At 63.9% G+C, this 25,316-nt stretch carries 26 protein-coding genes, 1 tRNA gene and 1 riboswitch; of the genes, 20 read left to right on the top strand and 7 right to left on the bottom strand.

Annotated features, from left to right (window positions below; genetic code table 11):
• Positions 1 to 897 carry a dihydrodipicolinate synthase family protein gene (locus V6X30_RS07715; RefSeq protein WP_367984037.1) on the bottom strand — a complete coding sequence of 299 codons (897 nt, stop codon included), beginning with the start codon at positions 895 to 897 and terminating at the stop codon, positions 1 to 3.
• Between the two features lie 89 nt (positions 898 to 986).
• Between V6X30_RS07715 and V6X30_RS07710 the strand changes: the two genes are divergently transcribed.
• The 10 genes from V6X30_RS07710 (at position 987) to V6X30_RS07665 (ending at position 10,171) form a co-directional block, all read left to right on the top strand.
• Positions 987 to 1,667 carry a GntR family transcriptional regulator gene (locus V6X30_RS07710; RefSeq protein ID WP_367984036.1) on the top strand — a complete coding sequence of 227 codons (681 nt, stop codon included), beginning with the start codon at positions 987 to 989 and terminating at the stop codon, positions 1,665 to 1,667.
• A 14-nt stretch (positions 1,668 to 1,681) separates the two neighbouring features.
• Positions 1,682 to 2,788, top strand: a complete 1,107-nt coding sequence (locus V6X30_RS07705) for a cis-3-hydroxy-L-proline dehydratase (protein ID WP_367984035.1) — start codon at positions 1,682 to 1,684, stop codon at positions 2,786 to 2,788.
• A 75-nt stretch (positions 2,789 to 2,863) separates the two neighbouring features.
• Positions 2,864 to 3,979, top strand: a complete 1,116-nt coding sequence (locus V6X30_RS07700) for a branched-chain amino acid ABC transporter substrate-binding protein (protein ID WP_367984034.1) — start codon at positions 2,864 to 2,866, stop codon at positions 3,977 to 3,979.
• A gap of 78 nt (positions 3,980 to 4,057) precedes the next feature.
• Entirely contained in the window at positions 4,058 to 4,972 is a 915-nt protein-coding gene (locus V6X30_RS07695) for a branched-chain amino acid ABC transporter permease (RefSeq protein WP_367984033.1), read from the top strand.
• Positions 4,973 to 4,974: 2 nt separating this feature from the next.
• Complete coding sequence (locus V6X30_RS07690) at positions 4,975 to 5,946, top strand: branched-chain amino acid ABC transporter permease (protein ID WP_367984032.1); 972 nt, start codon at positions 4,975 to 4,977, stop codon at positions 5,944 to 5,946.
• A gap of 17 nt (positions 5,947 to 5,963) precedes the next feature.
• Complete coding sequence (locus tag V6X30_RS07685; RefSeq protein WP_367967440.1) at positions 5,964 to 6,740, top strand: ABC transporter ATP-binding protein; 777 nt, start codon at positions 5,964 to 5,966, stop codon at positions 6,738 to 6,740.
• Positions 6,737 to 7,453 (top strand): ABC transporter ATP-binding protein, encoded by a 717-nt coding sequence (locus V6X30_RS07680; RefSeq protein WP_367984031.1) that lies wholly within the window; start codon positions 6,737 to 6,739, stop codon positions 7,451 to 7,453. Before V6X30_RS07685 ends, V6X30_RS07680 begins: the two co-directional genes overlap by 4 nt.
• A 9-nt stretch (positions 7,454 to 7,462) precedes the next feature.
• Positions 7,463 to 8,764 carry an FAD-dependent oxidoreductase gene (locus V6X30_RS07675; protein ID WP_367984030.1) on the top strand — a complete coding sequence of 434 codons (1,302 nt, stop codon included), beginning with the start codon at positions 7,463 to 7,465 and terminating at the stop codon, positions 8,762 to 8,764.
• Positions 8,751 to 9,893: an NAD(P)/FAD-dependent oxidoreductase gene (locus tag V6X30_RS07670; protein WP_367984029.1), complete on the top strand. Its 1,143-nt coding sequence runs from the start codon at positions 8,751 to 8,753 to the stop codon at positions 9,891 to 9,893. The genes V6X30_RS07675 and V6X30_RS07670 overlap by 14 nt, the downstream gene beginning before the upstream one ends.
• A complete protein-coding gene (locus tag V6X30_RS07665) occupies positions 9,890 to 10,171 on the top strand; it encodes a 2Fe-2S iron-sulfur cluster-binding protein (protein WP_367984028.1) in 282 nt (93 codons plus the stop codon). Before V6X30_RS07670 ends, V6X30_RS07665 begins: the two co-directional genes overlap by 4 nt.
• Here V6X30_RS07665 and V6X30_RS07660 read toward each other — a convergent pair.
• Positions 10,160 to 10,233, bottom strand: a tRNA-Gly gene (locus V6X30_RS07660). The two genes, V6X30_RS07665 and V6X30_RS07660, sit on opposite strands and share 12 nt — an antisense overlap.
• Positions 10,234 to 10,338: 105 nt before the next feature.
• Here V6X30_RS07660 and thiS point away from each other — a divergent pair.
• The 7 genes from thiS (at position 10,339) to V6X30_RS07625 (ending at position 16,913) form a co-directional block, all read left to right on the top strand.
• Positions 10,339 to 10,539, top strand: a complete 201-nt coding sequence (thiS, locus tag V6X30_RS07655) for a sulfur carrier protein ThiS (RefSeq protein ID WP_367978411.1) — start codon at positions 10,339 to 10,341, stop codon at positions 10,537 to 10,539.
• A 16-nt stretch (positions 10,540 to 10,555) separates the two neighbouring features.
• Positions 10,556 to 11,353 carry a thiazole synthase gene (locus V6X30_RS07650; RefSeq protein WP_367984027.1) on the top strand — a complete coding sequence of 266 codons (798 nt, stop codon included), beginning with the start codon at positions 10,556 to 10,558 and terminating at the stop codon, positions 11,351 to 11,353.
• Positions 11,350 to 12,045: a tRNA (guanosine(46)-N7)-methyltransferase TrmB gene (gene trmB / locus V6X30_RS07645; RefSeq protein WP_367984026.1), complete on the top strand. Its 696-nt coding sequence runs from the start codon at positions 11,350 to 11,352 to the stop codon at positions 12,043 to 12,045. The genes V6X30_RS07650 and trmB overlap by 4 nt, the downstream gene beginning before the upstream one ends.
• Before the next feature lie 19 nt (positions 12,046 to 12,064).
• A riboswitch (cobalamin riboswitch) is annotated at positions 12,065 to 12,256 on the top strand.
• A gap of 145 nt (positions 12,257 to 12,401) precedes the next feature.
• Positions 12,402 to 14,297, top strand: coding sequence for a TonB-dependent receptor plug domain-containing protein (locus tag V6X30_RS07640; protein ID WP_367984025.1), 1,896 nt, complete (start codon positions 12,402 to 12,404; stop codon positions 14,295 to 14,297).
• On the top strand, positions 14,291 to 15,175 hold the full coding sequence (locus V6X30_RS07635) for an ABC transporter substrate-binding protein (RefSeq protein ID WP_367984024.1): 885 nt from the start codon (positions 14,291 to 14,293) through the stop codon (positions 15,173 to 15,175). The genes V6X30_RS07640 and V6X30_RS07635 overlap by 7 nt, the downstream gene beginning before the upstream one ends.
• On the top strand, positions 15,172 to 16,155 hold the full coding sequence (locus V6X30_RS07630; RefSeq protein WP_367984023.1) for a FecCD family ABC transporter permease: 984 nt from the start codon (positions 15,172 to 15,174) through the stop codon (positions 16,153 to 16,155). Before V6X30_RS07635 ends, V6X30_RS07630 begins: the two co-directional genes overlap by 4 nt.
• Positions 16,152 to 16,913, top strand: a complete 762-nt coding sequence (locus V6X30_RS07625) for an ABC transporter ATP-binding protein (protein ID WP_367984022.1) — start codon at positions 16,152 to 16,154, stop codon at positions 16,911 to 16,913. Before V6X30_RS07630 ends, V6X30_RS07625 begins: the two co-directional genes overlap by 4 nt.
• On the opposite strand, the gene V6X30_RS07620 is transcribed toward V6X30_RS07625, so the two are convergent.
• Positions 16,886 to 17,428: a hypothetical protein gene (locus V6X30_RS07620; protein WP_367984021.1), complete on the bottom strand. Its 543-nt coding sequence runs from the start codon at positions 17,426 to 17,428 to the stop codon at positions 16,886 to 16,888. The two genes, V6X30_RS07625 and V6X30_RS07620, sit on opposite strands and share 28 nt — an antisense overlap.
• Positions 17,429 to 17,480: 52 nt before the next feature.
• On the opposite strand from V6X30_RS07620, the gene V6X30_RS07615 reads away from it, so the two are divergent.
• Positions 17,481 to 18,245, top strand: coding sequence for an exodeoxyribonuclease III (locus V6X30_RS07615; protein ID WP_367984020.1), 765 nt, complete (start codon positions 17,481 to 17,483; stop codon positions 18,243 to 18,245).
• A 16-nt stretch (positions 18,246 to 18,261) separates the two neighbouring features.
• On the opposite strand, the gene V6X30_RS07610 is transcribed toward V6X30_RS07615, so the two are convergent.
• Genes V6X30_RS07610 through V6X30_RS07600 form a run of 3 tightly spaced genes read right to left on the bottom strand, consistent with a single transcriptional unit; the run spans position 18,262 to position 20,913 of the window.
• Entirely contained in the window at positions 18,262 to 18,528 is a 267-nt protein-coding gene (locus V6X30_RS07610; RefSeq protein WP_367984019.1) for a glutathione S-transferase N-terminal domain-containing protein, read from the bottom strand.
• A 2-nt stretch (positions 18,529 to 18,530) separates the two neighbouring features.
• Entirely contained in the window at positions 18,531 to 19,502 is a 972-nt protein-coding gene (gene trxB, locus V6X30_RS07605; protein WP_367984018.1) for a thioredoxin-disulfide reductase, read from the bottom strand.
• Between the two features lie 25 nt (positions 19,503 to 19,527).
• The gene (locus V6X30_RS07600) at positions 19,528 to 20,913 is read right to left on the bottom strand and encodes an AmpG family muropeptide MFS transporter (RefSeq protein ID WP_408022370.1); all 1,386 of its coding nucleotides are present in this window, start codon (positions 20,911 to 20,913) and stop codon (positions 19,528 to 19,530) included.
• Positions 20,914 to 21,012: 99 nt separating this feature from the next.
• On the opposite strand from V6X30_RS07600, the gene ppc reads away from it, so the two are divergent.
• The gene (gene ppc / locus V6X30_RS07595) at positions 21,013 to 23,655 is read left to right on the top strand and encodes a phosphoenolpyruvate carboxylase (protein WP_367984017.1); all 2,643 of its coding nucleotides are present in this window, start codon (positions 21,013 to 21,015) and stop codon (positions 23,653 to 23,655) included.
• Between the two features lie 5 nt (positions 23,656 to 23,660).
• Positions 23,661 to 24,302, top strand: coding sequence for an orotate phosphoribosyltransferase (gene pyrE, locus V6X30_RS07590; protein ID WP_367984016.1), 642 nt, complete (start codon positions 23,661 to 23,663; stop codon positions 24,300 to 24,302).
• Positions 24,303 to 24,346: 44 nt separating this feature from the next.
• On the opposite strand, the gene argB is transcribed toward pyrE, so the two are convergent.
• Positions 24,347 to 25,270 (bottom strand): acetylglutamate kinase, encoded by a 924-nt coding sequence (argB, locus tag V6X30_RS07585; protein ID WP_367984015.1) that lies wholly within the window; start codon positions 25,268 to 25,270, stop codon positions 24,347 to 24,349.
• Positions 25,271 to 25,316 lie beyond the last annotated feature (46 nt).

Below are 25,316 nucleotides of genomic sequence, written 5' to 3'. Positions count from 1 at the left end.
CTAGATCGCAGGTCGAGTGGCCAGGGCCTTTTCGATGATGGCGGTGGCCTGTTCACGTTCCTCGCCCACAAGCGGCAGACGTGGCGGGCGCGCCGTCTCACTGCCCCGTCCGGCGATCTGTTCGGCGAGCTTGATCATCTGGACCAGCTTGGGGTGGGTGTCCATATGCAGGGAATCCATCATCCAGCGGTAGATGGTCACGGCCTTCGCGATGCGGCCGTCCTGCAGGCAATCGTAAATCGCCACGCTCTCGCGAGGGTAGACGTTGGCGAACCCGGATACCCAGCCAATGGCGCCAACCACCATGCACTCCAGGGCAACATCATCAACACCGGACATGATCGCCAGTGCGTCAGGATCGAGGTTGATCAGGTCGTTGATGCGGCGCGGATCCTCGGAAGACTCCTTCACCGCAACGATGTTCGGCGTCCGGGACAGTTCGACGAGTGTCTCGGGATCGATGTCGATGCCGTAGGAGGCGGGGTTGTTGTAGATCATCGCCGGGAGACCGCAGGCCCGGGCAACCGTGTCGATATGCGCGATGATCTCCCGGCGGTCGGCCTTGTAGACCATGGCGGGGAGGATCATGACGCCATCGGCGCCGATGGCTTCGACGTCGCGCACATAGCTGGACGCCATATCGGTGGTGTACTCCGCAACGCCAGTGATGACGGGGACGCGGCCGCTGCTTACCTCGCAGGCCGCGCGTATGACGTCGAGTTTCTCCTCGGCGGTGAGTGACGTGTTCTCGCCGCAGGTTCCCAGCATGACCAATCCGTGGACGCCGTCGTTGATGAGGTTGTCCACCACGCGCCGGGTCGCCTCCAGATCGAGGCTGAAGTCGGGTCGGAACTGCGTGGTGACAGCGGGATAGATGCCGCGCCAGTCAGGGGTCATGAAGGTTCTCCTTGTTGTAATGAGGGTTTCCCCTCGCTTGTCGTATATTGTATAAAAATTAGCGTTCGGGATAGGGATGGTCAACGACAATGCGTCTGGAGGGGAACGGGGAGCGGCAGACCGTCGCCGGCATGCTGGTGGATGCGCTACGCGAGCGGATTCTCAATCTCGAGTTTCCGGAGGGTGTTCCACTTCGCCAGGACAGTCTTGCCTCGGAGTTTGGCGTGAGCCGAATACCGCTGCGCGAGGCACTCCTGCAGCTTGAGGGCGAGGGGCTCGTCACGCAGACCGCGCACAAGGGGTATGCCGTCAGCGTCCTGTCCCTTGAGGAGATCCGCGAGATCTTTGATCTCCGTGCCCTGATCGAGGTGGATCTTCTCCAGCGTGCCCTGCCGCACATCACCTCGGAGGTCATCGCCTCGGCCCGTGAGGTGCTCCGCCAGTTCGACGAGAGCCTTGCCCAACCGGTATCAGACGGCAAATGGGGGCAGTACAACTGGCGCCTCCACAGCGCCCTGTATGCCCCGGCAGGCCGTCATCGCAGCATGGATATCCTGCGCAAGCTGCATCGCAACGCCGACCGCTACCTGCGTCTGCAGCTCAATCTGTCCGATCACAACACCTCAAGGGCACGCGAGGAGCATGATCGGCTGGTCACGCTCTGCGAGCACCGTGATAACGCCGAGGCCACGCGTCTGCTGGCCGAGCACATTCTGGCCGCCCGCGACGATCTGCTGGAATTTCTCTCGGAACGCCGCGGCAAGGGCTGAGTACGGAGAGTCCCGTGAAAATCACCGCCATTAACGTCTACCAGCTCGATCTGCCGCTGCACGAGGGGCGTTATGCCTGGTCGGGCGGGAATAGTGTCGACGTTTTCGACACCACCATCGTCGAGCTGGAGACCGATGCCGGCGTGACGGGGGCGGGAGAAGTCTGCCCCCTGGGGCCGGCTTATCTGCCCGCCTACGCCGAGGGCGCGAGAACCGGTCTGCGCGAACTCGCGCCGCAGCTGCTGGGCATGGATCCGTGCCGCCCCATGCAGATCAGCCACTTCATGGATCAGGCGATGCGCGGACACAACTACGTCAAGTCACCGCTGGACATTGCCTGCTGGGACATTCTCGGCAAGGTGACCGGACAGCCGGTCTGCCATCTGCTCGGCGGACGCTACGGCGATGATATCGCTCTGTACCGTGCGATATCCCAGCAGGGCCCGGAGCAGATGGCCGATCGCTGCCGCCAGTATCAGGCGGAGGGGTACACCAGGTTCCAGCTCAAGGTGGGCGGTGATCCGGACACCGACATCGAGCGCATTCACGCCTGCGCCGCGGTGATGCGTGCCGGCGACACGCTGGTCGCGGATGCCAACACCGGCTGGACTCAGCATGGCGCCATGCGTGTTGCTGCCGCGGTTGGCGATCTCGATGTGTATATCGAGCAGCCCTGCCCCGGGTACGAGTCCTGCCTTCAGATCCGGCGTGCGACGGCCCGGCCTTTCGTGCTCGACGAGAGTATCGACGGTTTTGCCACCCTCATGCGTGCCCTGTCGGATGGCGCCATGGATGTGGTGAACATCAAGATCGCCAAGGTTGGCGGGCTCACACGGGCCCACCGAATGCGGGACCTTTGCGTCGAGTCGGGAATTGGCATGACGCTGGAAGATACCTGGGGCGGCGACGTCGCGACCGCCGCGATCGCCCATCTGGCGCACTCGACACCGGAAGCGATGCGCTTCTCGGTCACCGACTTCAACAGCTACGTCACACGGGATTTCGCCCCGGGCGCGCCGCGCCGTCGCGGTGGCCGCCTGGCCGCGCCGGATGCACCGGGACTGGGGCTGGAACTGGATTACAGGGTGCTGGGCGACCCTGTATGGCGCACTGCAGCATAGTGCGTGCTTGCGCCCGAAGGCAGGATCGTCTAAACCTGTCAAAGTGTATAAAATTTGTATCTGGAGGTTGAGCAGATGAAAAACGGAATGACTGCACTGGCCTCGGCCGTCGCGCTGGGCCTTGGTCTCAGCGGGGCTGTACAGGCCCAGAACGATAGTATTCTGATCGGTGTCCAGGTGCCCACGACGGGCTCCGAGGCCACCTACGGCCAGGACATGTACAACGCCGCGGAGCTGGCCGCCGAAGAGCTCAACGCTGAAGGCGGCGTCCTCGGTATGGACATCGAACTCATCAACGGCGACTCCGCCTGCGATCCCCAGCAGTCGGTCAACGCCGCTGGTAACCTGGTCTCGCGAGGGGTACAGGGCATTGTCGGTGGCTATTGCTCCGGCGCCACCATGCCGACGCTCAAGGTTTACGGCGATGAGGGCCTGCCCTTCGTCATCACGGCTTCCAACTCCACCCAGCTCATCCCGGCCAACCCGGGTAATGCCTTCATGATCAACTCCACCGGAGCGGATCAGTCGAAAAAGGCGGTGGATTTCTTCGAGAGCCAGGGTGTCGAGCGGCTGGCGATCATCGACCAGGGCGACTCCTACTCGCAGGATCTGGCGGACCTGACGGCCGAGCGTTGGGAGTCCATGGGCCACGAGGTGGTGCGCGAGACTGTCAACAAGGGTGAGCAGGACTTCTCCGCCGTGGTCAGCAATGTGCGCTCCAACGACGTGGATGCGGTTTTCTGGACGGCCTACTATGCCGACGGCGGTCTGCTCATCCGCCAGCTTCGTCAGGGTGGCTACCGCGACATCATTGCCGTGGGTGACGGGTCCAACTCCCCGCAGCTGTTCGAAATCGCCGGCGGTGCCGCCGAGGGCGTCTATGCGTTCTCGAACCCCACGGCCGAGTTCCTGCCCGCGGCCGCGAGCTTCATCGAGAACTACCGGGCCGAGTACGGCCAGGATCCGGGTCCGTATGCACCGCTCAACTATGACGGTCTGAAGCTGCTGGCTTGGGCGATGGAGAAAGCCGGCACCACGGATCCGGCCGCGGTGGTCGACGCGCTGGCCAGCGCCGATGGCGAATCGTGGCTCACCGGTCCGATCACCTTCACCGACGAGAACACCCTGGCGCGCAGCAACTTCATCATCCTCGAGGGTGAAGACGGCGCCTGGACGTACTCCGAGAACTGATAATGCCGAGAGCCGGTGCCGGCGGGGTCAACCGCGCCGGCACCGGTCAGGTTTAACGCCGGTTACGGGGGGCTCGGCATGCCAGCCTTGGAAACCTTCCTCCAGGCTATCGTCAATGGCCTGGTGCTGGGGTCTTTCTACGCGCTCATTGCGCTCGGTTACACCATGATCTTTGGTGTGATCAAACTGCTCAACTTCGCCCATGGCGATGTGTACATGGTCGGCGCGTTTGTCGGATTCGGTGCGCTGTCGCTGGTTTCCGGCGTCTTCGGCGCGGGCTGGACCGGACTGTTCATCGCCATCCTCATCTCGATGGTCGCAGTGGGCTTCCTCGGAGTGATCATTCAGCGTGTCGCCTATCAGCCCATGCTGTCGGCGCCAAGACTCTCCATCCTGATCACGGCGCTGGCCGTGTCGCTGGTTCTGCAGAACGGCGCCCTCAGCCTGACCGACGGCAAATACACCGCTTTCCGCACCGATCTTGGATTCGGCGGGTTTGAATTCGGACGCCTGTTCATCAGCCATCAGGCCATTGTGCTCGTCGCGACGGCGGCGGTGCTGATGATCGCGCTGGAGTTCTTCGTCAGCCGCACCATGTACGGCCGGGCGATGCGGGCGGTCTCAATCGACAAGGACATGTGCCGGCTGCTGGGCATCAACGTCAACCGGGTGGTGGCGATTACCTTCCTGATCGGTTCCGCCCTGGCGGCGGCGGCCGGCACCATGGCCGGTGCCTACTACGGCAGCATTTGGTACTTCATGGGCTTTCTGATCGGCCTCAAGGCGTTTACCGCGGCGGTGATCGGCGGTATCGGCAGTATTACCGGGGCCATGCTGGGCGGGCTCATCCTGGGGATGCTCGAGTCCTTCGGCACCCAGATTCCGTGGATCGGTAGTGAGTGGAAGGATGTCTTCACCTTCGCGATCCTGATTCTGGTGCTGGTGTTCAAGCCGACCGGTCTGCTCGGCAAGTCAGAAGTGGAGCGGATGTGACCATGAATACATCAACCGGCCGATCGGCAAACTTCATTGACCGGCTCTACGCATTCTTCGACAGCCCGCGCCGACAGACGCTGCTGCTGGTGGTGATCGTCGCCGTCATGGCACTGGCACCGCTCGTGATGGGGCGCTACATGACGACCATCATGACCAACGCGCTGCTCTATGTGGTGCTCGCCCTCGGGCTTAATATCGTGGTGGGCTATGCGGGCCTGCTCGATCTCGGCTACGCAGCGTTCTTTGCGGTGGGGGCCTACAGCATCGGCATCCTTACCGTGCAGTTCGACTGGAATTTCTGGTTGGCGATACCGCCGGCGCTGGTGGCCGCTTGTCTGGCTGGTGTCATCATCGGCGGGCCGACACTTCGGCTGAGAAGCGACTACCTGGCCATCGTGACCCTCGGTTTCGGCGAGATCGTGCGTTTCGGTGCACGCAATCTGGAAATCACCGGACGGGCGACTGGCCTGTCGAATATCCCGGAGCCGAATTTCTTCGGCTACGTCATCAGCAGCTATGTCGATTTCTACTACATTTTCCTGTTGCTGGCGGTTGCGGCGGTCATCGCCAGCCATCGCCTCTATCACTCCCGACTCGGTCGGGCATGGCTGTACGTGCGGCATGATGAGGATGCGGCCGAGGCGATGGGCATTAACCGCGTACGTGTGAAGCTCGCCGCCTATGTGACCGGATCGGTGTTCGGTGCCTTTGGCGGCATTTTCTTTGCGGCCAATCTGGGGGCCATTTCCCCGGAGAGTTTCAGCTTCGAGCAGTCGGTGCTCGTTCTCATGGCGGTGATACTGGGCGGCATGGGCAAGATACCCGGGGTCATTCTCGGCGCTTTCATCATCATCCTCGGCCCGGAGCTGCTGCGTGATCTCGGCGAGCTGCGTCTGCTGCTGTTCGCGGTGGTGATGCTGCTCATCATGCTGCTCAGGCCGAGTGGCATCTGGCCGGAACGGCGTCACTAGCGCAGGGGAGGACAGAGATGCTGCTTGATCTAGAACAGGTCACCCTGCGATTCGCAGGCAACACCGTGCTCGACAAGGTGGATTTCGGTGTCGAGGCGGGTTCGCTGGCGAGCCTGATCGGACCCAACGGTGCCGGGAAGACCTCGCTTTTCAACTCGATCACGGGTTTCTACCGCCCGCAGGAGGGGCGCATCGAATTCAACGGCGAGCGGATCCTGCGCCGCAAGCCACACAAGGTCACCCAGTTCGGTATCGCCCGGACCTTCCAGAACGTTCGGTTGTTCCGGGAAATGTCGGTCATGGAGAATGTCATGGCCGGTATGCACTGCCGCACGCGGTCGGGGGCCTTCGGAGCGGTTTTCCGCACGCCCGGGCAGCGCGCGGAAGAGCAGTACATCGCCGAGGTGGCGCACGACTGCATGCGGTTCGTCGGCATTGACGAATATGCCGACCGCCTGGCCACGAACCTGGCCTATGGTTATCAGCGCCTGGTGGAAATCGCGCGCGCCCTGGCGACTCAGCCGCAACTGATTCTGCTTGATGAGCCGGCGGCGGGCCTGAACGGCACCGAGAAGGCGGCTTTGGTCGAGCTGATCCGCCGCATCCGTGACGAGCGCAACGTCGCCGTGCTGCTCATCGAGCACGACATGGGCCTCGTGATGCAGGTCTCCGAGCATATTCACGTGCTCGACTATGGTCGCATCATCGCCAAGGGCACCGCCGAGCAGGTCAAGAATGACCCGAAGGTCATCGAGGCGTATCTGGGACAGGAAGACGAGGAGATGGCCCTGTGACTGAGCCAGTGCTTCGGGTCGAGCAGGTCGAGTCCTATTACGGCAAGATTCAGGCGTTGCGCAGCATTAATATTGAAGTGACGCCGGGGCAGATTATCGCCGTTCTGGGCAGTAACGGCGCGGGCAAGACCACCACGCTGAGAACCATCTCCGGTATCGTGCGGGCTCAGACCGGCCGCGTCCTGCTGGATGGTGACGACATCACGCGTCTGCCGGCCCACGAGATCGCCCGGCGCGGCGTCGTCCATGTGCCGGAGGGGCGTCACATCCTCAAAGGTCTGAGTGTTCAGGAAAATCTCGAGCTTGGCAGCTTTACGGTGCGGGATCATGGCCTGCGTCGCGAGCGTCTGGCGGATGTCTACGAGCGCTTCCCCATCCTGGCCGAGCGGCGCAATCAGGATGGCTCGCTGCTGTCCGGCGGCGAGCAGCAGATGCTGGCGCTGGGCAGGGCGCTGATGCATGGGCCACGCGTACTGCTGCTCGATGAACCGTCCATGGGGCTGGCGCCGAAACTGGTCACGCAGACGATGCGCATCGTCAAACAGCTGAACGAGGCCGGCACCACGATCCTGCTGGTGGAGCAGAATGCCCGACTGGCGCTGAAGATCGCCCACTACGCTTATGTGCTCGAGAATGGCGAAATCTGGAATCAGGGAGAAGCGTCGGCACTGGCGGCCGACGAGAGTATCGTTCAGGCCTACCTGGGTGCGTGAGCGGGATTGATGTCGAGTGGTGCCGGACAGCCTGCCCCCTGCGTTTCGGTTATAGGGACCGGGCCGGCCGGAGAGGCGGCCATCCGTGGACTGCTTGCACGCGGTGCCCGCGTGACCGTGTTCGATGAACAGCCCCGCACCGGCGGAAACATCAGCCGCATCCGGACAACGGCTCCAGCCACACCGCTGGAGGCCCTGGCGGCGGAATCCCCGGAGCTGATCCTGCGCTCGGGGACCCGGGTCCTGTCGGTCGAGTCCGATGGCCGCGTCTGGTTCGAAGGCGGGGATGGCGCGGATCAGGCGAGATTCGATGCCGTTGTCCTTGCCTGTGGCGCCTACGACCTGCATGACCCCGTGCCCGGGCTGCCGGCCCGCGGCGTCACGAGCGCCGGCGCCCTGCAGGCCCTTGGCAAGGGTCATGGCATCATGCCTCGCGGCCAGATCATTATTGCCGGCAGTGGCCCTTTCCTTACGGTGGTGGCGGCCGGCGTCGTGCGGGCCGGCGGCACGGTCACGCATGTCATCGACCGCCTGCGGCGCAGCGACTATGCCCGCCTCGCGCCGTGGGGGCTCGGAATCCCCGGCAACAGTCTCGAATTCATGCAAAAGCGTCGCTGGCTCGCCCGGGCCGGGGTGCCAATCCGCTACGGCGCAGCGGTTGCCGCCGTAGGCGATGGCGAGCTGCTCACCGACGCCGATGAGCGAATCGCCTTCGATCATCTGGGCTTGACCGAGCGCTTCGTGCCGCAGACACAGCTTGCCCGGACGGCAGGGTGCCGGATCCAATACGATCCAGTCGGTGGCTATTGGGCGGTGGCGACGGACTCGCTTGGACGCAGCAGCCAACCCCGGATTTACGTGATTGGTGAAGGTCAGGGCATCCGTGGCTGGCGGCATGCCCAGCTTTCCGGCGAGCGTGTCGCGCCGGCTGTGCTGAGCGATCTGGCGGGGCGGGCGGCCGCTCGGCCGACGGGGGAGTGGCGGCGACGCTTTCTGATCGGCTTCGCCCGTGGCCTGGAGCGGGCCCAGGCGCGGCGTGCCCGCCAGACACCGGATCCGGACGCTGTCATCTGCGCCTGTGAAGGCGCCCGGGTGCGGGTGGTTGATCAGGCGGTCGCCCTGGGTCTCGCCGACCTGTCCTCGATCAAGGTCGTCACCCGTTGTGGTATGGGGCCCTGCCAGGGCCGCTACTGCGAGGCCCAGGTCAGTGAGCGCATCCGCGCAGCCGGGCTCGAACCGCGCGGAGCGTTGAACCAACGGGCATTTTCCCGCCCGCTGTCCGTGGCGGAGGTATTGAATGGCCCACGTTGATGCCGTCGTGGTCGGCAGTGGGATCATCGGCAGCTTTGTCGCGCTCGCCCTGCATGAGCGCGGCCTCCGGGTGATGGTCGTCGATCGCGCCGGTCTGGCGCCGGGGACGTCGCGCAGCAGTGACGGTAACCTGCTCTGCTCGGACAAGTCTCCCGGGCTCATGCTCGAGCTCTCTCATCGCAGCCTGCAGGCGTGGCACCGCTTTGCCGAGCGGTACGGCAATCATTGTGAGTTCGACCCCAAGGGATCGACCGTGGTGGCACGCTCACCGACCGAGGCCGAAGGGCTGGCGGAATTGGTCCGCGCCCAGCAGGCGGACGGGATCGACTGCCGTTTCCTGGAATCGGGCTGGGAGGCACTCGAGCCGCATCTGGGCCCCGATACGGTGGCCGTAGGGCACTGGCCCGGGGATGCCCAGGTACAGCCCATGCTCGCCTGTTATCAGATCGCCCGGCACCTGCGCGAGGCGGGCGTGGAATACCGTTTCTATCAGGCAATCGAGCAACTTGAGCCGACCGATGATCGGGTGGTGGTGACACTGGCCGGAGGGGAGACGGTGACCGCCGGGCACGTCTGCCTGTGCACGGGTATCTGGACGAACGAGGTGCTCAAGCCGCTCGGGCTCTCCGTGCCGATCGAACCGCGCAAGGGCCATATTGCCGTGCTGGAGCGCGGGGATGTGGCGGTCAACTCCAAGATCGCCGACTTCGGCTATCAGGCCGCGGCCGAGAGCACCGAGATCGACGGGACGGCGGTGCAGACGGCGGCCATCATCGAGGCCACCCGCAGTGGGACCATCCTCTGCGGGAGTTCGCGGGAGTTCGCCGGGTTCGACATGACCGTCAACATGGAGACGGTGCAGCGGCTGCTGGCCGACTGCGTTGGGGTTGTGCCGGATCTGGCGCGGTTGCGGGTCATCCGCGCCTATGCCGGGTTGCGGCCCTTCTCCCGGGATGGACTGCCCATCATCGGCCCGCTGCCCGGCGCGGAGCGTGTCATCGCGGCGACCGGACATGAGGGTGCGGGCCACGGCCTGGCGGCGATAACCGGTGAAATCGTGGCTGAGACGCTGGCGGAGGGCATCACTCATCCCTATGGCGGTCGGTTGCATCCGGGGCGTTTCCTATGAGTGGGCAGGGGTTTCGTCCGGTGCGTGATTCCGGCGAGCGCATCATGGTCGCCATCGACGGGGTGGAACATGAACTGCCGGCCGGCATGAGCGTTCTTGCCGCGCTGCTCTGCGCCGACGCGGTGGCCGAGGGCCGGGTGACTCCGCCCGACTGGTTCTGCGGCATTGGCCAGTGTCAGCGCTGCCGTGTGCGCATCAATGGCCGGGAGGCGGCGGCCTGTCAGACGCCTGCCCGGCCGGGCGACGTCATCGAGACGCGGGAGAACTGGAGCGGCTGACCGGGATCGAACCGGCATCACTGCCTTGGGAGGGCAGCGCTCTACCATTGAGCTACAGCCGCGTCGGAGTCCTAGTATCCGGTTTTGATCAATTTCGGCAAGCCCTGTGATGAATTGGATAAGCCCGTCTGCGTTATAATGTCGACATGAATTCCCCTGCACCGGACATCACCATTCGCGTCAACGGCGAGCCCTTTACCGTGCCAGCCCGCTGCACGCTCGAAGAACTGCTCGAGCGCATGGACATGGGCAGTCAGCGCGTCGCCGTTGAACACAACGAGGACGTGGTGCCACGCAGTGAATACGCGGCCACCGGACTTCAGGATGGAGACCGGGTCGAGATCATCCGCGCCATCGGCGGCGGCTGAAGCAGAAAGAGGCAACATGACCGACCAGGATATCCTCACCATTGCAGGCCGTCAGTTCCGCTCGCGGCTGCTTGTGGGTACCGGCAAATACCGGGATATGGCCGAGACCGGCGAGGCGATTCGCGCCAGTGGCGCCGGAATCGTTACCGTCGCCATTCGCCGGACCAACATCGGCCAGAATGCCGACGAGGAAAACCTTCTCGACGTCATTCCCCCGAGCGAATTCACCATTCTGCCGAACACGGCGGGCTGCTATACGGCCGATGACGCGGTGCGCGTCTGCCGGCTCGCCCGTGAGCTGCTGGATGGTCACAACCTCGTCAAGCTCGAGGTGCTGGGTGACCAGAAAACACTCTATCCGGACGTGCCCGCCACGCTGGAGGCGGCGGAGAAGCTGGTGGCCGATGGCTTTGAGGTCATGGTCTACACCAGCGATGATCCGATTGCCGCGAAGCGACTCGAGGAGATGGGTTGCGTGGCCGTCATGCCGCTGGCGTCACCCATCGGTTCCGGGCTGGGTATCCAGAACCGTTACAACCTGATGACGATCATCGAGAACGCCGGCGTGCCCATTATCGTGGATGCCGGCGTTGGCACGGCATCCGATGCAGCGGTGGCCATGGAGCTGGGCTGCGACGGCGTACTCATGAACACCGCCATCGCCGCGGCGAGGAACCCTGTCGGCATGGCCTCCGCCATGCGCAAGGGCATCGAGGCCGGGCGCGAGGCATTCCTGGCCGGCCGTATGCCGATGCGCCGTTTCGCCGCCGCCAGCTCGCCGCTGGAGGGCACCTTCTGGCAAGGCGGCGCGTGAGCCAACCCACGCACCGCCCCATCCGCAGCTTCGTCCGTCGCGAGGGCCGGCTCACCACCGGCCAGCAGCGCGCCCTCGATGAGCTGTATCCGCTGTACGGCATTGACTGGACGGCGGCCTCGGGGCTGCTCGACATCAGCGCCCTGTTCGCGCGGCCGGCACCGCTGGTGCTGGATATCGGCTTTGGAGATGGTGAGGCACTGGCCGAGATTGCGGTTGCCCACCCCGAGCGCAACTACATGGGCGTTGAGGTGTATCGCGCCGGTACCGGTCGGCTGCTTCGGCGCATTGAGGCCGACGGCATCACCAACCTCAAAGTCCTTCTGGCCGATGCCAGCGAGCTGCTGCGTCAGGGTGTGCCTTCAGCCTCTCTGGCCGGCCTGCAGCTCTTCTTCCCCGATCCCTGGCCAAAGAAGCGGCATCACAAGCGCCGCATGGTCCAGGCGCCGTGGCTGGCCACGGTGGCTGACCGGCTTCAGCCCGGCGGTTTTCTGCACATGGCCACCGACTGGGCCGAGTATGCCGAGTGGATGCTGGAGCTCACCGACGCCGAGCCGCGTCTGCACAACTCCCACGGCGGCTACGCCCCGGACCCCGGTGATCGCCCCGGCACGCGATTTGAGCGCCGTGGCGTGCGCAAGGGCCATGATGTCTTCGATCTGATCCTGCAGCGGCACACCCCCTCAACTTGAACCCCCGTCCGATCCATTGCACACTTTTAGTGACTTCGGTTCCGGTGCCAAGGCATCGGATTAAAAGGGAACGCAGTGCAAAGCTGCGGCTGCCCCCGCAACTGTAAGCGGCGAGCGAAGCCCCCGGATGCCACTGTCGCGGATGCGATGGGAAGGCGGGGCCAAGCAACGACCCGTGAGCCAGGAGACCTGCCGAGGCGATCACCCATTTCCGGTGCGGGGCGCGCCAGGGAAGCGGCACTACCGCAGAGGTGACAGTCGCCGGTCTGCGGTGGGCTGTCCGATGAGGGCCTTCGCAGACCTCGTGTGTCTGTCGGCGGGAGCCATCCCGCCAGGGAAAGAAAGGCCTCAACAACATGAAAAAGGCATTTGCCACCACCGCGCTGGCCATCGCCGCCGGCGTGCCCACCTACGTGTACGCCCAGTCCAGCAGCACCACCGAGCTCGAACCCATCATTGTTTCCGGCGGTATCTCGCCGGTCGCCGCCGATGAGTTCGGGCGATCCAATACCGTGATTACCCGGCAGCAGATCGAGGACCGTGGCTTCGTCACGGTGCAGCAGGCGCTGGAAGCGCAACCCGGGGTATCCGTGACCGGAACCGGACCAAGCGACCGCCAGGTCCGTATCCGGGGCGGGGAGGCAAACCATGTGCTGATCCTCGTCAACGGGGTGCGTGTCGCCGCAGGCGACAGCGGCTATGACCTGCGGAGTTTCGACATTGCGAACATCGACCGGATCGAGGTGCTCAGAGGGCCGCAGTCCGTTCCATATGGCACCGACGCCGCCTCGGGCGTGATCAATATCATTACGCGCCGGCCTGCCGCGGGGGTATCACGGGGCGCGAGCTTCGAGTTCGGCGAAGGCGACCGGCAGAGTGCTTTTCTCACCTACGGGGTACCGCGTGGTGATCTGTCAGTGACGGTGGATAACCTCCATGACAAGGGCTATGACCTGAGTGGTGATGGCGGAGAGAGGGATTCGACGAGCTGGGAGAGCTTCACCTCAAAAGGGCGACTCGCTCTGACGGAGCAACTCGATGCTGGATTTTCCTTCCGATTGGCTGATGGGCGATATGATCTGGACGATGCGCCATTCGGCGCAACCAGTGAGGACACCTACGTTGTTGATGACATCGATAAGACCAACAAGCTTCTGGAGCGCTCGATCGAAGCTTTCCTCGACTACACCTCGCCGACCGGCGCTTCCACTAGCCGGGTGACCCTGGAGGATATCGGCAACCAGACCGCGAATACTGCGATCGGGGATCAGACGACACGCATCTACAAGTATCGTGGGCAGTACGCTTTGGATGACAGACCAACCGCATCAAGCGATCAGCTCGTGAGCCTGCTGCTGGAATCAAAGGAAGATTCCGCCAAGAGTTCAACGGATGAGCGAAAAAATCGCTCCTATGCGATCGAGTATCGGGGCTTTCTTTCCGATGACTTCTCCACGCAGACGGGTGTCAGGCTTGATACCAGTGATGATTTCTCCAATTCGGTAACCTGGAACCTGGCAGGCTCCTATTACTTTGAGCCCTCTTTGCGGGCTCATGCTTCTGTGGGTCGTGCCGTTGTCTATCCGTCGTATTTTGATATCTACGGTGGCGACTTTCCCTTTTTCAATCTGGTCTATGAGCCGAATCGCGACATAAAGCCCGAGAAGAATCTGGGTTTTGATATCGGTCTGGAGTGGTCTTTTCCCGATGATGGCGGTCTGGTCGCATTGACCTATTATAACGAGACGCTGGAAGACGAGATCTTCGCTAAAGAACTAACCGATAAGTCAACAGGCGAGAAAACCTACTTTCAGGCAACAAATCGACAGAGCGATAGCAGACGCGAGGGCATAGAGATTTCGACCGAATTTCGTCCGGCCGAATCGGTGGATTTCGGTCTGAGTTATACCTATACCCGCTCGACCAATGACGAGGGGTCGGTTGAGGGCCGGCGTCCAATGCACGAATTCGGCCTCAACACGACCTGGCGGGCTTCCCGTTTGCCACTGACACTCTCCGGGGACCTTCGCTACGTCCGCGACCTCTACGACCAGCAGTTCTACAAGGAAGGCAACCCCTTCGCCAAGATCCCGGCATTCACCGTGGTTAACTTCGCGGCGCGGTATTCACTCACGGATCATATCGACCTGACCGGGCGCATAACGAATGCCTTCGATGAGGACTACACCGAGGTATGGGGATATGCGACCCGGGGGCGCGCGGGCTATATCGGCATGGCGGCGTCATGGTGACCTTCTCTTCGGTTGTCCCGCTCTGGCTGGGCAGGCAGGACTGGATTCTGGCTGGGGTCATGATCGTGTTGGTGGCGCTGAGTCACCAGGCATCCGCAGTGGCGTCATCTGCGCCCCAGCGTGTCGTCTCGATGAACCTCTGCACCGATCAGCTGGCCATGCTGGTGGCGGGCGAGAGTCAGCTCGCGTCCGTCTCTGCACTGTCGCGTGACCCGATCAGCTCGGCGATGGCCGATGAGGCGCAGGCCTATCCCGTCAACCACGGCCGGGCCGAGGAGATCCATCTGATTGACCCGGACCTGGTGATTGCCGGGCGTTTCAGTGCCGGTGTCACCGTCGCCATGTTGAAGCGGCTCGGCATCCCCGTGGCGGTGTTCGAACCGGCCACCTCGCTGGACGATGTCCGCCGCAACCTCCTTCGAATGGGTGAACTGCTGGGACGAACCGAGCGGGCCCGCGAGCTGGTCGAGGCATTTGACCGGCGTATGACCATGCTCTCCGGCGAGCCGCTGGATCCGCCGGAGGCGGCCTTATACTTCCCCAACGGCTACACCCGGGGGGAGGACACCCTGGTGGGAGATATCGTCCGCGCGGCCGGATTCAATAACATTGCCTCGCGACTGGGTATTGCCGGCGGCGGGCATCTGCCCCTGGAACAACTGGTGGTGGCGGAGCCGGAGCTGGTCATTACCGGCAGTCGCAATCGGGGCTATTCCCGCTCGCAGGCCATCATGCAGCATCCTGTGCTGGATGAGGTGGCCCGGTTTGGCGCCCGTCGCGGCCTGGTCAATCGGGAGTGGGTATGCGGAACGCCGCGGGTACTGGCCGCCATCGAGCGGATCGGCGCGCTCCGCGGTGAGCTGGTCGGCTCGCGATGAGCCGGCTGCTGGCGGTTCTGCTGGCCTTGGCAGCGGGGCTGTTTACTGTCTCACTGATCGTCGGACCCGCGGCAATTGGTCCGCTGGCAAGCCTGCAGGCGTTGTTTGCGGCCAGTGATACGCCCCTGTCGCTGGTCATGCAGGAAATCCGGCTGCCCCGGGCCATACTGGCCACGCTGGTCGGTGCGAGTCTCGGGCTGTCCGGGGCCGCGCTGCAGGGCTATCTGCGTAATCCGCTGGCCGAGCCCGGCTTACTGGGCATCTCCGGCAGTGCTGCGCTGGGTGCGGTAATCGCTATCCAGACCGGTCTGGCGGCGACATTTCCCCTCGGGTTGCCGTTATCGGCCCTGACAGGGGCCTTTGCCGGCGTTCTGCTGATCACGTTGCTGGCCGGCCGCCGCGGTGGAACGCTGAGCCTGATTCTGGCGGGGATCGCGATATCGGCCCTGGCGAGTGCCATGGTCTCGTTGGCCCTGAACCTCTCACCCAATCCATTCGCCACCAGCGAAATCGTTTTCTGGATGATGGGATCGCTGGCCGACCGCTCCATGCAGCATGTCTGGCTGGCGCTGCCCTTTGTGATCGCCGGTGCCGCGTTGCTGCTCACGCTGGGTCGTCCACTGGACGCTATCACGCTGGGGGAAGACGCCGCCGAGACACTCGGAATGCGCCTGGCGCGCGTGCGCTGGCAGCTCATTGTCGGATCAGCCCTGGTGGTGGGGGCAAGTACGGCCGTGGCCGGCACCATCGGTTTCGTGGGGCTGGTGGTGCCTCATCTGCTTCGCCCCTGGGTTGGTGCGATGCCCGGGCGGCTGCTTGGCGCCAGCGCCCTGGGGGGTGCCGTCATGGTGCTGGCCGCCGATATCCTTGTCCGTAGCGTCCTGCCCGAGGCGGATCTCAAGCTGGGTGTGATCACCGCCCTGATCGGTGCGCCGCTGTTCCTGCATTTGATCTACCAGACCCGGCGGGAGCTGGCATGAGTCTTCTCGCCCTGCACGACTTCTCGGTATCACTCGCCGGCCAACCGGTCCTGCGCGATGTCAGTATCGATATACAGCCCGGGGAGCTGGTCGGCATCATCGGCCCCAATGGCGCCGGCAAGACGACGCTGATGCGGGCCGCTCTGGGCCTGATCCCTGCGACGGGGTACTGCTCGTTGGCCGATCTCGATGATGGGTCGCGTGCCCGGGCGATGGCCTGGATGCCCCAGGATCGCACCGTCGCCTGGCCCATCAGTGTTGAGGCCCTCGTCATGCTGGGGCGCATGCCCCATCGTGGCCCGGGTCTGCGGCCGAGCCCGGAGGACCGGACGCAGGTTGCCGACGCGATCCGGCGGGTGGGGCTTCAGGGATTCGAACATCGTGCCGTCACGAAGCTCTCCTCCGGTGAGCGGACCCGAGCGCTCATTGCCCGGGCGCTGGCGCAGCAGACCTCGCTCATCCTCGCCGACGAGCCCATCGCCGGGCTTGATCCGGCCCATCAGATAAGCACGATGGAGACCTTCACCGCACTGGCCGATGATGGCCGCACGGTGATGCTCTCCATTCATGATCTGGGACTGGCCGCGCGACACTGCACACGGCTCGTTCTCCTCGGCGAGCAGCGGGTGGTCGCCGATGGGCCTCCCGCCCGGGTGCTGAGCCGGGATAATCTGGCCCGCATCTTCAACATCGAGGCCTATCTGAGCGAGACCGAGTACGGGCCTGTCTATCAGTCGCTTCGCGTCCTCGGTCCGTAACTCTTCGAGACGAAAGCGACCTCGGTCGTGTTCCGGCGCTGGTTGATCACCAGGATCATCGCGAAGAAAAGATTGCAGAGGATGTTGCAGAAACGCGGCAGGACATCAGGCACCTCATGGCCGGACTCCTCAATGCGCACCATCTGCCGAATGGCCTTTTTGGCGCCGGAGCGCGAGAGGTTCAGGAAGGGCACGGGCATCTCGCCGCGCGGGAGAACAAACCCCGCCGCGCGGCCCGCCGCTTCATCGCGATAATCGGCGAGACGCTGTTTTGCGCAGTCGAGGTCTTCTTCGGTGACGGCAAGCCGGCCGCGAAGGGAACCATTCAGGTGAAACGCGAGCGGCTGCAGCATGGCCAGGTCCTCCCGAATATCCTTGCAGTCCGCCGGAGAGCCGGAGATCGCCGCGCCGATATTGCCGCAGAGCTCGTCGGTGATCACCTCGAAGTCACACAATGGGCCGCTTTCGTGAATGAAGGGGTAGCAGACCTCATCCAGGTCCGAGCTTCGCCGCATGCCGATTCTCCTTTCAATTCCTTTATCCTGACCCACCATGACGCTATCGATCATGACTGCCAACCTGAACGGGATCCGCTCGGCCCAGCGCAAGGGCTTCTTCGAGTGGCTCGAGTCGCAGCGCCCGGACGTCCTGTGCATCCAGGAGACCAAGGCACAGCGGGATCAGCTGGAAGGCGGGCCGTATTTTCCGTCCGGTTATCATGCCGAGTTCGTCGACGCCGAGCGCAAGGGCTACAGCGGCGTTGCCGTCTATAGCCGGCGCGAGCCCGATGCTTACGTTCGCGGCCTCGGCATGCCCGAAATCGACCGCGAAGGCCGCTGGCTGGAGGCCCGCTTCGGCCGCCTCAGCGTGGTTTCCTTCTATATGCCGTCAGGCAGCTCCGGCGAGCATCGCCAGGGGGTCAAGGATGCCTTCATGGAGCCTTTACTGGAGCGGCTCAAGGCCATGGCGGATGACGGCCGTGAATATGTGATCTGCGGCGACTGGAACATCGCCCACACCCGGCGTGATCTGAAGAACTGGCGTTCCAACCAGAAGAACTCCGGCTTCCTGCCCCATGAGCGGGAGTGGATGGATCGGCTCTTTGGTGAGGTGGGGTTCGTCGATGCCTTCCGTGAGGTCAACGACGACGATGATGAATATACCTGGTGGTCATTCCGCGGTCAGGCGTGGGCCAACAATACCGGGTGGCGAATTGACTATCATGTCGCCACGCCGGGTATCGCGGCATTGGCTCAGGACGCACGGATCCATCGGGCTGACCGGTTTTCCGATCACGCGCCGCTGACCATCGACTATGACTGGCCCGGCTGACCCCGGGCCGCTGCCCCTAGCGATCGGCGTCCAGCCGTTTCAGGTAGTCGATGATATCCGCGGACTCGTAGAGCCACTCGACCCGGCCGTCCGGGTACTCGATGCGCAGGCAGGGCACCATCCCCTTGCCGCCACCTTCGATCAGCTCCTCGCGCCGACCCGGTTCGCGGAGGATGTTGCGCGACTCGACCTCCAGGTCAATATCCCGGGTCGAGCGGCGAACCATCTGACAGAAACCACAGAGTTCATGCTCATAGAGGGCGAGATGGGCGGGCTGTTCCATGCTTAGGCTCGCTTCTGGTCCATGTCGAGGGCGTCAAGGTATTTCTCGGCGTCGAGTGCCGCCATGCAGCCGCTCCCGGCGGAAGTGATCGCCTGGCGGTAGACGTGATCCATGACATCCCCCGCGGCAAAGACGCCGGGGATGCTGGTGGCGGTGGCGTTGCCATCCAGGCCGCTCTGCACGCGGATGTAGCCGCCGGCCATGTCCAGCTGACCCTGGAAGAGCTCGGTATTGGGCCGATGGCCAATGGCGATGAAGACACCGGCCAATTCAAGATCGTCGGTGGTGTCGTCCACCGTACTGCGCAGCCGGGCGCCGGTGACGCCGGTCTCATCGCCGAGCACCTCGTCGAGGGTGCTGTTCCAGCGGATGGTGATATTGCCCGACTCGGCGCGTTGAAGGACCTGATCCTGCAGTATCTTCTCACCACGGAACTGGTCGCGGCGGTGCACGACGGTGACATGCCGGGCGATATTGGACAGGTAGAGGGCCTCTTCCAGCGCTGTATTGCCGCCGCCCACCACGGCGACATCCTGGTTGCGATAGAAGAAACCGTCGCAGGTCGCGCAGGCCGAGACACCCTTACCCATAAAGCGGGTCTCGGATTCCAGGCCCAGGTACATCGCCGACGCGCCGGTCGCGATGATTAATGCATCAGCGGTGTACTCGCCACTGTCGCCGATCAGCCGCAGTGGGCGGGCGCCGAGCTCTGCGGTGTGGATATGATCAAATACGATATCGGTGCCGAAGCGCTCGGCATGCTGGCGCATGCGCTCCATGAGCTCCGGGCCCTGTAGCCCGGAAACATCCCCCGGCCAGTTGTCGACATCGGTGGTGGTGGTCAGCTGACCGCCCATCTCGAGCCCCGTCACCAGCACGGGCTCGAGGTTCGCCCGAGCGGCATACACGGCGGCCGTATACCCGGCAGGGCCCGAGCCGAGGATCAATAAACGACAGTGACGCGCTTCCGACATGACGGACTCCGTGAAAAGTATTTCGTCATTGTCCATTGCGGAGCGGCTCAGCGTCCACCGTCTCCCGGCGGGACGCGTAGCGCATGATGATCATTATTAGAAATATAGCCGGCAGGCCCATTACCGCCGAGATGATGAAGAAGACTGGATAGTTGAGCGTGTCCACCACCAGGCCGCCAAACCCGCTCAGGAACTTGCCGGGTAGTGTCATCAGGGAGCTGAACAGTGCGTACTGGGTGGCGGTGTAGGTGGTGCTGGTCAGGCTGGACAGCCAGGCGATGAACACGGAACCGGCGATTCCGCCGGACAGGTTATCGGCACTGATGGTCAGCACCAGTGCCCAGGTAGCGCCACCCTGGCCGGCCATCCAGGCGAACAGAAGGTTGGTGGCGGCGGCAAGGATGGCGCCCGCGAGCAACGGTCGCAGCAGTCCGAAACGAGCCGTCAGCGCGCCGCCCAGAAGGGCGCCGATGATCGTCATGGCAAGGCCATAAGCGCCGCTGATGTTGGCAATGACGGCCTTGCTGTAGCCCAGATCGATGTAGAGCGGGTTCGCCATGCTGGCCATGGCGATATCGGTGATCCGGAAGCTCGCCACCAACCCCAGCATGATCAGCGCAAAACGTCCGTAGCGGCCGAAGAAATCGGTCACTGGACAGACTACTGCGCCAACCAGCCAGGCCCCGGCCTGTCGGGCCCAGCCGGGCAGCTCGGCATGGCGCTCAGCGAAAGCCGCCGCCCGCGGTTCACGGCCTGCACTGATGCGGTCGACACAGGGTAGTGGCTCTGGCCGCAGCATGACCGTGACCATGCCGACCCCAACCAGCGCTGCCATGGTCAGATAGGCCAGTTGCCAGTTCAGGATTTCGGCCAGGTACAACGCGCCGGTGTAGGACGCGAGGATCGCCATTCGATAGCCCATCTGATAGGCGGCGGCCAGTGCGCCCTGGTAACGGTCGATGTCCGATTCGATGCGAAAGGCATCGATGGCGACATCCTGGGTGGCCGAGGAGAAGGCGACCAGCAGCGCGCACAACGCGATCGGCCAGAGGGCGGCCTGCGGGTCAGTGAACGCCATTCCGGTGAGGCCGGCGGCGATGCCGATCTGGCCGAGCAGGATCCACGCGCGCCGGCGCCCGAGCCACCGCGTCAGGCCCGGCAGGGGGAGCCTGTCCACGACCGGCGACCAGATGAATTTGATGGAGTAGGTGATGCCCACCCAACTGAAAAAGCCGATTGCCGTCCGGCTCACGTCGAACTCGCGCAGCCAGGCCGTGAGGGTGGCGAACACCAGCATAAAGGGCAGCCCCGCGGAAAACCCCAGGAACAGCATCGCCACGACACTCGGTCGGCGATAGACCGTGAGTGCCTCTTTCCAGCGCCCCAGTTCCGTTGTGCGTTTCTTGATCAGTCCACCCCGTTTGGTCAGAATGCCTGATATTACAGGGGAGAGTCCGGGCGGTGCTGGCGCCGTTCGGATTTTTTTTGTCCGCCGGGAGGGATCGCGGGTATGAGTGAAAATCGCAGTGATGCGCCCTTGCGCGAGGATATCCGCCAGTTGGGCGGGCTCCTCGGCAGCACCATCCATGAGCAGTCCGGCGAGCATGTCTACCAGACGGTGGAGGAAATCCGGGGGCTCGCCAAGGAGGCCCGTGCCGGTGACACCGAGGCCGCCCGGGCGCTCGAGGAGCGACTGGGCGAATTGCCGGACGAGCTGATCGTGCCGGTGGTGCGCGCCTTCTCGCAGTTCCTCAACCTCGCCAACATCGCCGAGCAGCACCATCGGGTGCGCCGCAGCCGGGCCTGGGTCCGGGATACCGAAACGGGGCCGCTGCGGGGGTCGCTTGAGGAGTTCTTCAAGCGCATGAAGCCGACCGGCAACGGAGAGGATCTGCATGCCGTGATCGCCAACCTCGATATCGAGCTGGTGCTCACGGCGCACCCCACCGAAGTGATGCGCCGTTCCCTGCTGCAGAAGTACAACCATATCGCCGAACTTCTGGATCAGGGTGATCGTCTGGACCCCACGCCGGAAGAAATCGAGGAGGTCCACCAGTCGTTGAAGCGGGAGATCACGGCGGCCTGGGAGACCGACGAGATCCGGCGCCGCCGGCCTGCTCCCCAGGATGAGGCTCGCTGGGGGCTTGCGGTCATCGAGCAGACCCTGTGGGACGTCGTCCCGCATTTCCTTCGCCGCCTTGACCGCATCCTGCAGCGGCAGACCGGCAAGCCGCTGGCACTGGACGCGGCGCCCATTCATTTCGGTTCATGGATGGGCGGCGACCGTGATGGCAATCCACGCGTCACGGCGACGGTGACCCGGGAGGTCTGTCTGCTCAATCGCTGGAAAGCGGTGGAGCTCTACGAAAAAGAGCTTGATGAACTCATCGAGGAGCTCTCTCTGCAATGCGCGAGCGATGAGCTGCGAGCCTGGGTGGGCGATGCCTGGGAGCCCTACCGAACCGCGCTCAAGGCAGTCCGCGATCGCCTTCTGGCAACGCGTCACTGGCTGGAATCCCGGCTCGCCGGTCGGCGGCCCGCCGAAGGCCTTATCTACTGGCGGACGGAGGATCTGCGCGAGCCGCTGATGATCTGCTACCGGTCGCTGCACGAAAGCGGCGCCGGAGTGGTGGCTGAGGGACGCCTGAAGGATCTTCTGCGACGGCTCTCGGTATTCGGACTGACGCTTATGCGGGTGGATATCCGCCAGGAGTCCACCCGGCATACCGACGCACTCGATGCCGTGACCCAGGCGCTCGGTATTGGCAGCTATGCCGACTGGGACGAAGCCGAGCGTCAGCGCTTCCTGATCCGCGAGCTGGATAATCGACGTCCGCTCATTCCTCATGATTTCGAGGCCGATGAGGACGTCACGGAGGTGCTGGATACCTGCCGGGTCATCGCAGAGATGGGATCCGACTCCCTGGGCGCCTACGTGATCTCGATGGCCTCCAAACCGTCAGATATCCTCGCGGTGAAGCTGTTGCAGAAGGAGGCTGGCGTGACCTCCTCGCTGCGGGTCGTGCCGCTTTTTGAAACGCTGGCCGATCTGCAGGGTGCCCAGGCGTGTCTTGAGCAGCTGATCGAAATCGACTGGTACCGGGAGCATATCGACGGGATCCAGGAAGTGATGATCGGCTACTCCGACTCCGGCAAGGATGCCAGCCACCTGACGGCCGCCTGGGCGCTTTATCAGACTCAGGAGGAGCTGGTGGAGACCGCGCGCCGGCACGGCATCCGGCTGACGCTGTTCCATGGTCGCGGGGGATCCATCGGGCGCGGCGGCGGCCCGACCCATGCCGCCATTCTCTCCCAGCCGCCCGGCTCGGTGAATGGCCGGCTTCGCGTCACCGAACAGGGCGAGGTGATTCAGGCCAAGTTCGGCCTGCCCGGCATCGCCGAGAGAAATCTCGAGCTCTATATTACGGCGGTTGCCGAGGCGACCCTCGTCCCGCCGAAACCGCCGGAGAATGACTGGCGCGAGATCATGGACCAGCTCGCCGAAAATTCCTGCGACGTCTACCGAAACATGGTCAGGGAGACGCCGGAGTTCATCGAATATTTCCGGCATGCCACGCCGGAGCACGAGATCAGCCATCTGGCCATCGGCAGCCGTCCGGCGCGACGCAAGCCAACCCAGGGTGTCGAGAGCCTGCGTGCCATCCCCTGGATCTTTGCCTGGACGCAGACCCGGCTGTTGCTCCCCGCCTGGCTGGGTGCAGGTAGCGCGCTGGCGAAGGGCCTGGAGTCGGGTCACCGGGATGCACTGCACCATATGTACGAAGCCTGGCCCTTCTTCCGTGCCTTCATCGACATGATGGAGATGGTGCTCGCCAAGAGCGATCCGGCCGTCGCGGCCTGGTATGACGCACGGCTTGTGCCCGAATCGCTGCGCGGACTGGGGGAAGGCCTGCGCGCGCGCCATGAGGAAACGCGCCAGGCCGTGCTCGCCGTCAGCGAGCATGACAATCCGCTCGACGAGGCGCCGGTGGTGCAGCGCTCGGTGGGTGTGCGCAACCCCTATGTCGATCCGCTCAATCTCCTCCAGGTGGAGCTGCTCGACCGCGTCCGGCATGGGCACGAGGAAGATCTGCGCGAAGCGCTGATGATCTGTATTAACGGCATCGCCGCGGGGATGCGCAACACGGGTTAGTCGACATGCAGGCCTACCAGCACGCGCTCATTGATTTTGCCCTGGCTCGCGACGTCCTTCGCTTTGGCTCGTTCACCCTCAAGTCGGGGCGGCAGAGTCCGTATTTCTTCAATACCGGGCTGTTCAGCACCGGCGAAGCCCTGCGGCGGCTCGGGTCGGCCTATGCCCAGCGGGCGGTGGAGGCTGGGCTGGAATTCGACATGCTCTTCGGGCCTGCGTACAAAGGTATCCCGCTCGTCTCCGCCGTTTCCATCGCTCTCGCCGCGGACCATGGCATCGACTGCCCATGGGCCTTCAACCGCAAGGAGGAGAAGGACCATGGCGAGGGTGGTGTCGTGGTCGGGGCGCCGCTGGCGGGGCGGGTGCTCATCGTCGATGACGTGATCTCCGCCGGGACGTCAGTGGCGGAGAGCGTGGACCTCATCGATGCGGCCGGTGCCGAACTGGCGGGGGTTCTGGTGGCGCTGGACCGCCAGGAGCGGGGCCAGCATGAGCACTCCGCCACCCAGGAAGTGGCGGCCAGGCATGGTGTACCGGTTACCGCCATCCTGACCCTGGATACGCTGATGGAATATCTGGAGCGTGCCGGCAATCGACCGCAGGATCTGGCGGCCATGCGGGATTATCGGTCCCGTTATGGCGCCTGATGCCCGCTTGACGGTATCGATACTGCCGATGCGGGTGGATCCGCTCACGAGGCGCCGGACGCTCCGTTGACGTCTTCGCCATGAATCAGCGTGCCGACCCCGCTGTCGGTGAACAGCTCGAGCAGCACCGCATGGGGCACCCGGCCGTCAATGATGGTGGCCGCTCCGACGCCGTTGCGCACGGCCTGCAGGGCGCAGTCCACCTTGGGCAGCATGCCGCCGTGAATGGTGCCATCGTCGATGAGCTGCGCGACCCGCTCGGCATCCAGCCCGGTCAGCAGACCGCCTGAATCATCGAGGATCCCGGCGGTATTGGTCATCAGGATCAGCTTCTCTGCACGAAGTGTCTGCGCCAGGTGACCGGCGACCAGGTCGGCGTTGATGTTGTAGGAAATGCCGGCCTCGTCAACACCGATGGGTGCCACCACCGGGATGAAATCGGCCCCGTCCAGCAGCGACATGAGCGACGGATCGATTCCCGTCACCTCGCCCACATGGCCGATGTCGATGATCTCCGGTGCCTTCTCCGCCGGCCCGGTGCCAGTCAGGGTCAACCGTCGGGCCCGGATCAGGCCGCCATCCTTGCCGCTCAGCCCCACTGCACGCCCGCCATGGGTGTTGATGAGGCTGACGATCTCCTTGTTGACCAGCCCGCCCAGGACCATCTCGACCACGTCCATGGTCTCGGAGTCGGTCACCCGCATACCCTGAACGAACTCGGTCTCCTTGCCGATGCGCTCCAGCACGGTCCCGATCTGGGGGCCTCCGCCATGGACCACCACCGGGTTGATGCCAACCAGCTTCATGAGTACGACATCGCGCGCGAAACCGCGCTTGAGTTCCTCGTCCACCATGGCGTTTCCGCCGTATTTGACGACCACTGTGCGGCCGTGGAACCGCCGGATATAGGGCAGCGCCTCGGTGAGGACATGGGCGACCTGGCTGGGTGGTGTAGCGTCGTTGCTCATCGGCTGATGTTTTTCTTCTGTCCAGACAAAAAGACCGCACCCGAAG

Origin of the sequence: Spiribacter sp. 1M189 (assembly GCF_040838345.1) — a bacterium.
In the GTDB taxonomy this organism is placed as follows: Bacteria; Pseudomonadota; Gammaproteobacteria; order Nitrococcales; family Nitrococcaceae; genus Spiribacter; species Spiribacter insolitus.
The sequence above is the reverse complement of the archived record's forward strand: the minus strand, read 5'-3'. Positions and strand labels throughout refer to the sequence as shown.

Coding starts and splice junctions, on each gene's coding strand:
- V6X30_RS07610 (WP_367984019.1), bottom strand. CDS start 18,528: ATGGAACAGCCCGCCCATCTCGCCCTCTATGAGCATGAACTCTGTGGT.
- V6X30_RS07685 (WP_367967440.1), top strand. CDS start 5,964: ATGCTGCTTGATCTAGAACAGGTCACCCTGCGATTCGCAGGCAACACC.
- V6X30_RS07715 (WP_367984037.1), bottom strand. CDS start 897: ATGACCCCTGACTGGCGCGGCATCTATCCCGCTGTCACCACGCAGTTC.
- V6X30_RS07675 (WP_367984030.1), top strand. CDS start 7,463: ATGTCGAGTGGTGCCGGACAGCCTGCCCCCTGCGTTTCGGTTATAGGG.
- V6X30_RS07670 (WP_367984029.1), top strand. CDS start 8,751: ATGGCCCACGTTGATGCCGTCGTGGTCGGCAGTGGGATCATCGGCAGC.
- V6X30_RS07615 (WP_367984020.1), top strand. CDS start 17,481: ATGACTGCCAACCTGAACGGGATCCGCTCGGCCCAGCGCAAGGGCTTC.
- V6X30_RS07690 (WP_367984032.1), top strand. CDS start 4,975: ATGAATACATCAACCGGCCGATCGGCAAACTTCATTGACCGGCTCTAC.
- V6X30_RS07650 (WP_367984027.1), top strand. CDS start 10,556: ATGACCGACCAGGATATCCTCACCATTGCAGGCCGTCAGTTCCGCTCG.
- V6X30_RS07700 (WP_367984034.1), top strand. CDS start 2,864: ATGAAAAACGGAATGACTGCACTGGCCTCGGCCGTCGCGCTGGGCCTT.
- trxB (WP_367984018.1), bottom strand. CDS start 19,502: ATGTCGGAAGCGCGTCACTGTCGTTTATTGATCCTCGGCTCGGGCCCT.
- argB (WP_367984015.1), bottom strand. CDS start 25,270: ATGAGCAACGACGCTACACCACCCAGCCAGGTCGCCCATGTCCTCACC.
- V6X30_RS07635 (WP_367984024.1), top strand. CDS start 14,291: ATGGTGACCTTCTCTTCGGTTGTCCCGCTCTGGCTGGGCAGGCAGGAC.
- V6X30_RS07630 (WP_367984023.1), top strand. CDS start 15,172: ATGAGCCGGCTGCTGGCGGTTCTGCTGGCCTTGGCAGCGGGGCTGTTT.
- pyrE (WP_367984016.1), top strand. CDS start 23,661: ATGCAGGCCTACCAGCACGCGCTCATTGATTTTGCCCTGGCTCGCGAC.
- V6X30_RS07665 (WP_367984028.1), top strand. CDS start 9,890: ATGAGTGGGCAGGGGTTTCGTCCGGTGCGTGATTCCGGCGAGCGCATC.
- V6X30_RS07710 (WP_367984036.1), top strand. CDS start 987: ATGCGTCTGGAGGGGAACGGGGAGCGGCAGACCGTCGCCGGCATGCTG.
- ppc (WP_367984017.1), top strand. CDS start 21,013: ATGAGTGAAAATCGCAGTGATGCGCCCTTGCGCGAGGATATCCGCCAG.
- V6X30_RS07640 (WP_367984025.1), top strand. CDS start 12,402: ATGAAAAAGGCATTTGCCACCACCGCGCTGGCCATCGCCGCCGGCGTG.
- V6X30_RS07695 (WP_367984033.1), top strand. CDS start 4,058: ATGCCAGCCTTGGAAACCTTCCTCCAGGCTATCGTCAATGGCCTGGTG.
- V6X30_RS07620 (WP_367984021.1), bottom strand. CDS start 17,428: ATGCGGCGAAGCTCGGACCTGGATGAGGTCTGCTACCCCTTCATTCAC.
- V6X30_RS07625 (WP_367984022.1), top strand. CDS start 16,152: ATGAGTCTTCTCGCCCTGCACGACTTCTCGGTATCACTCGCCGGCCAA.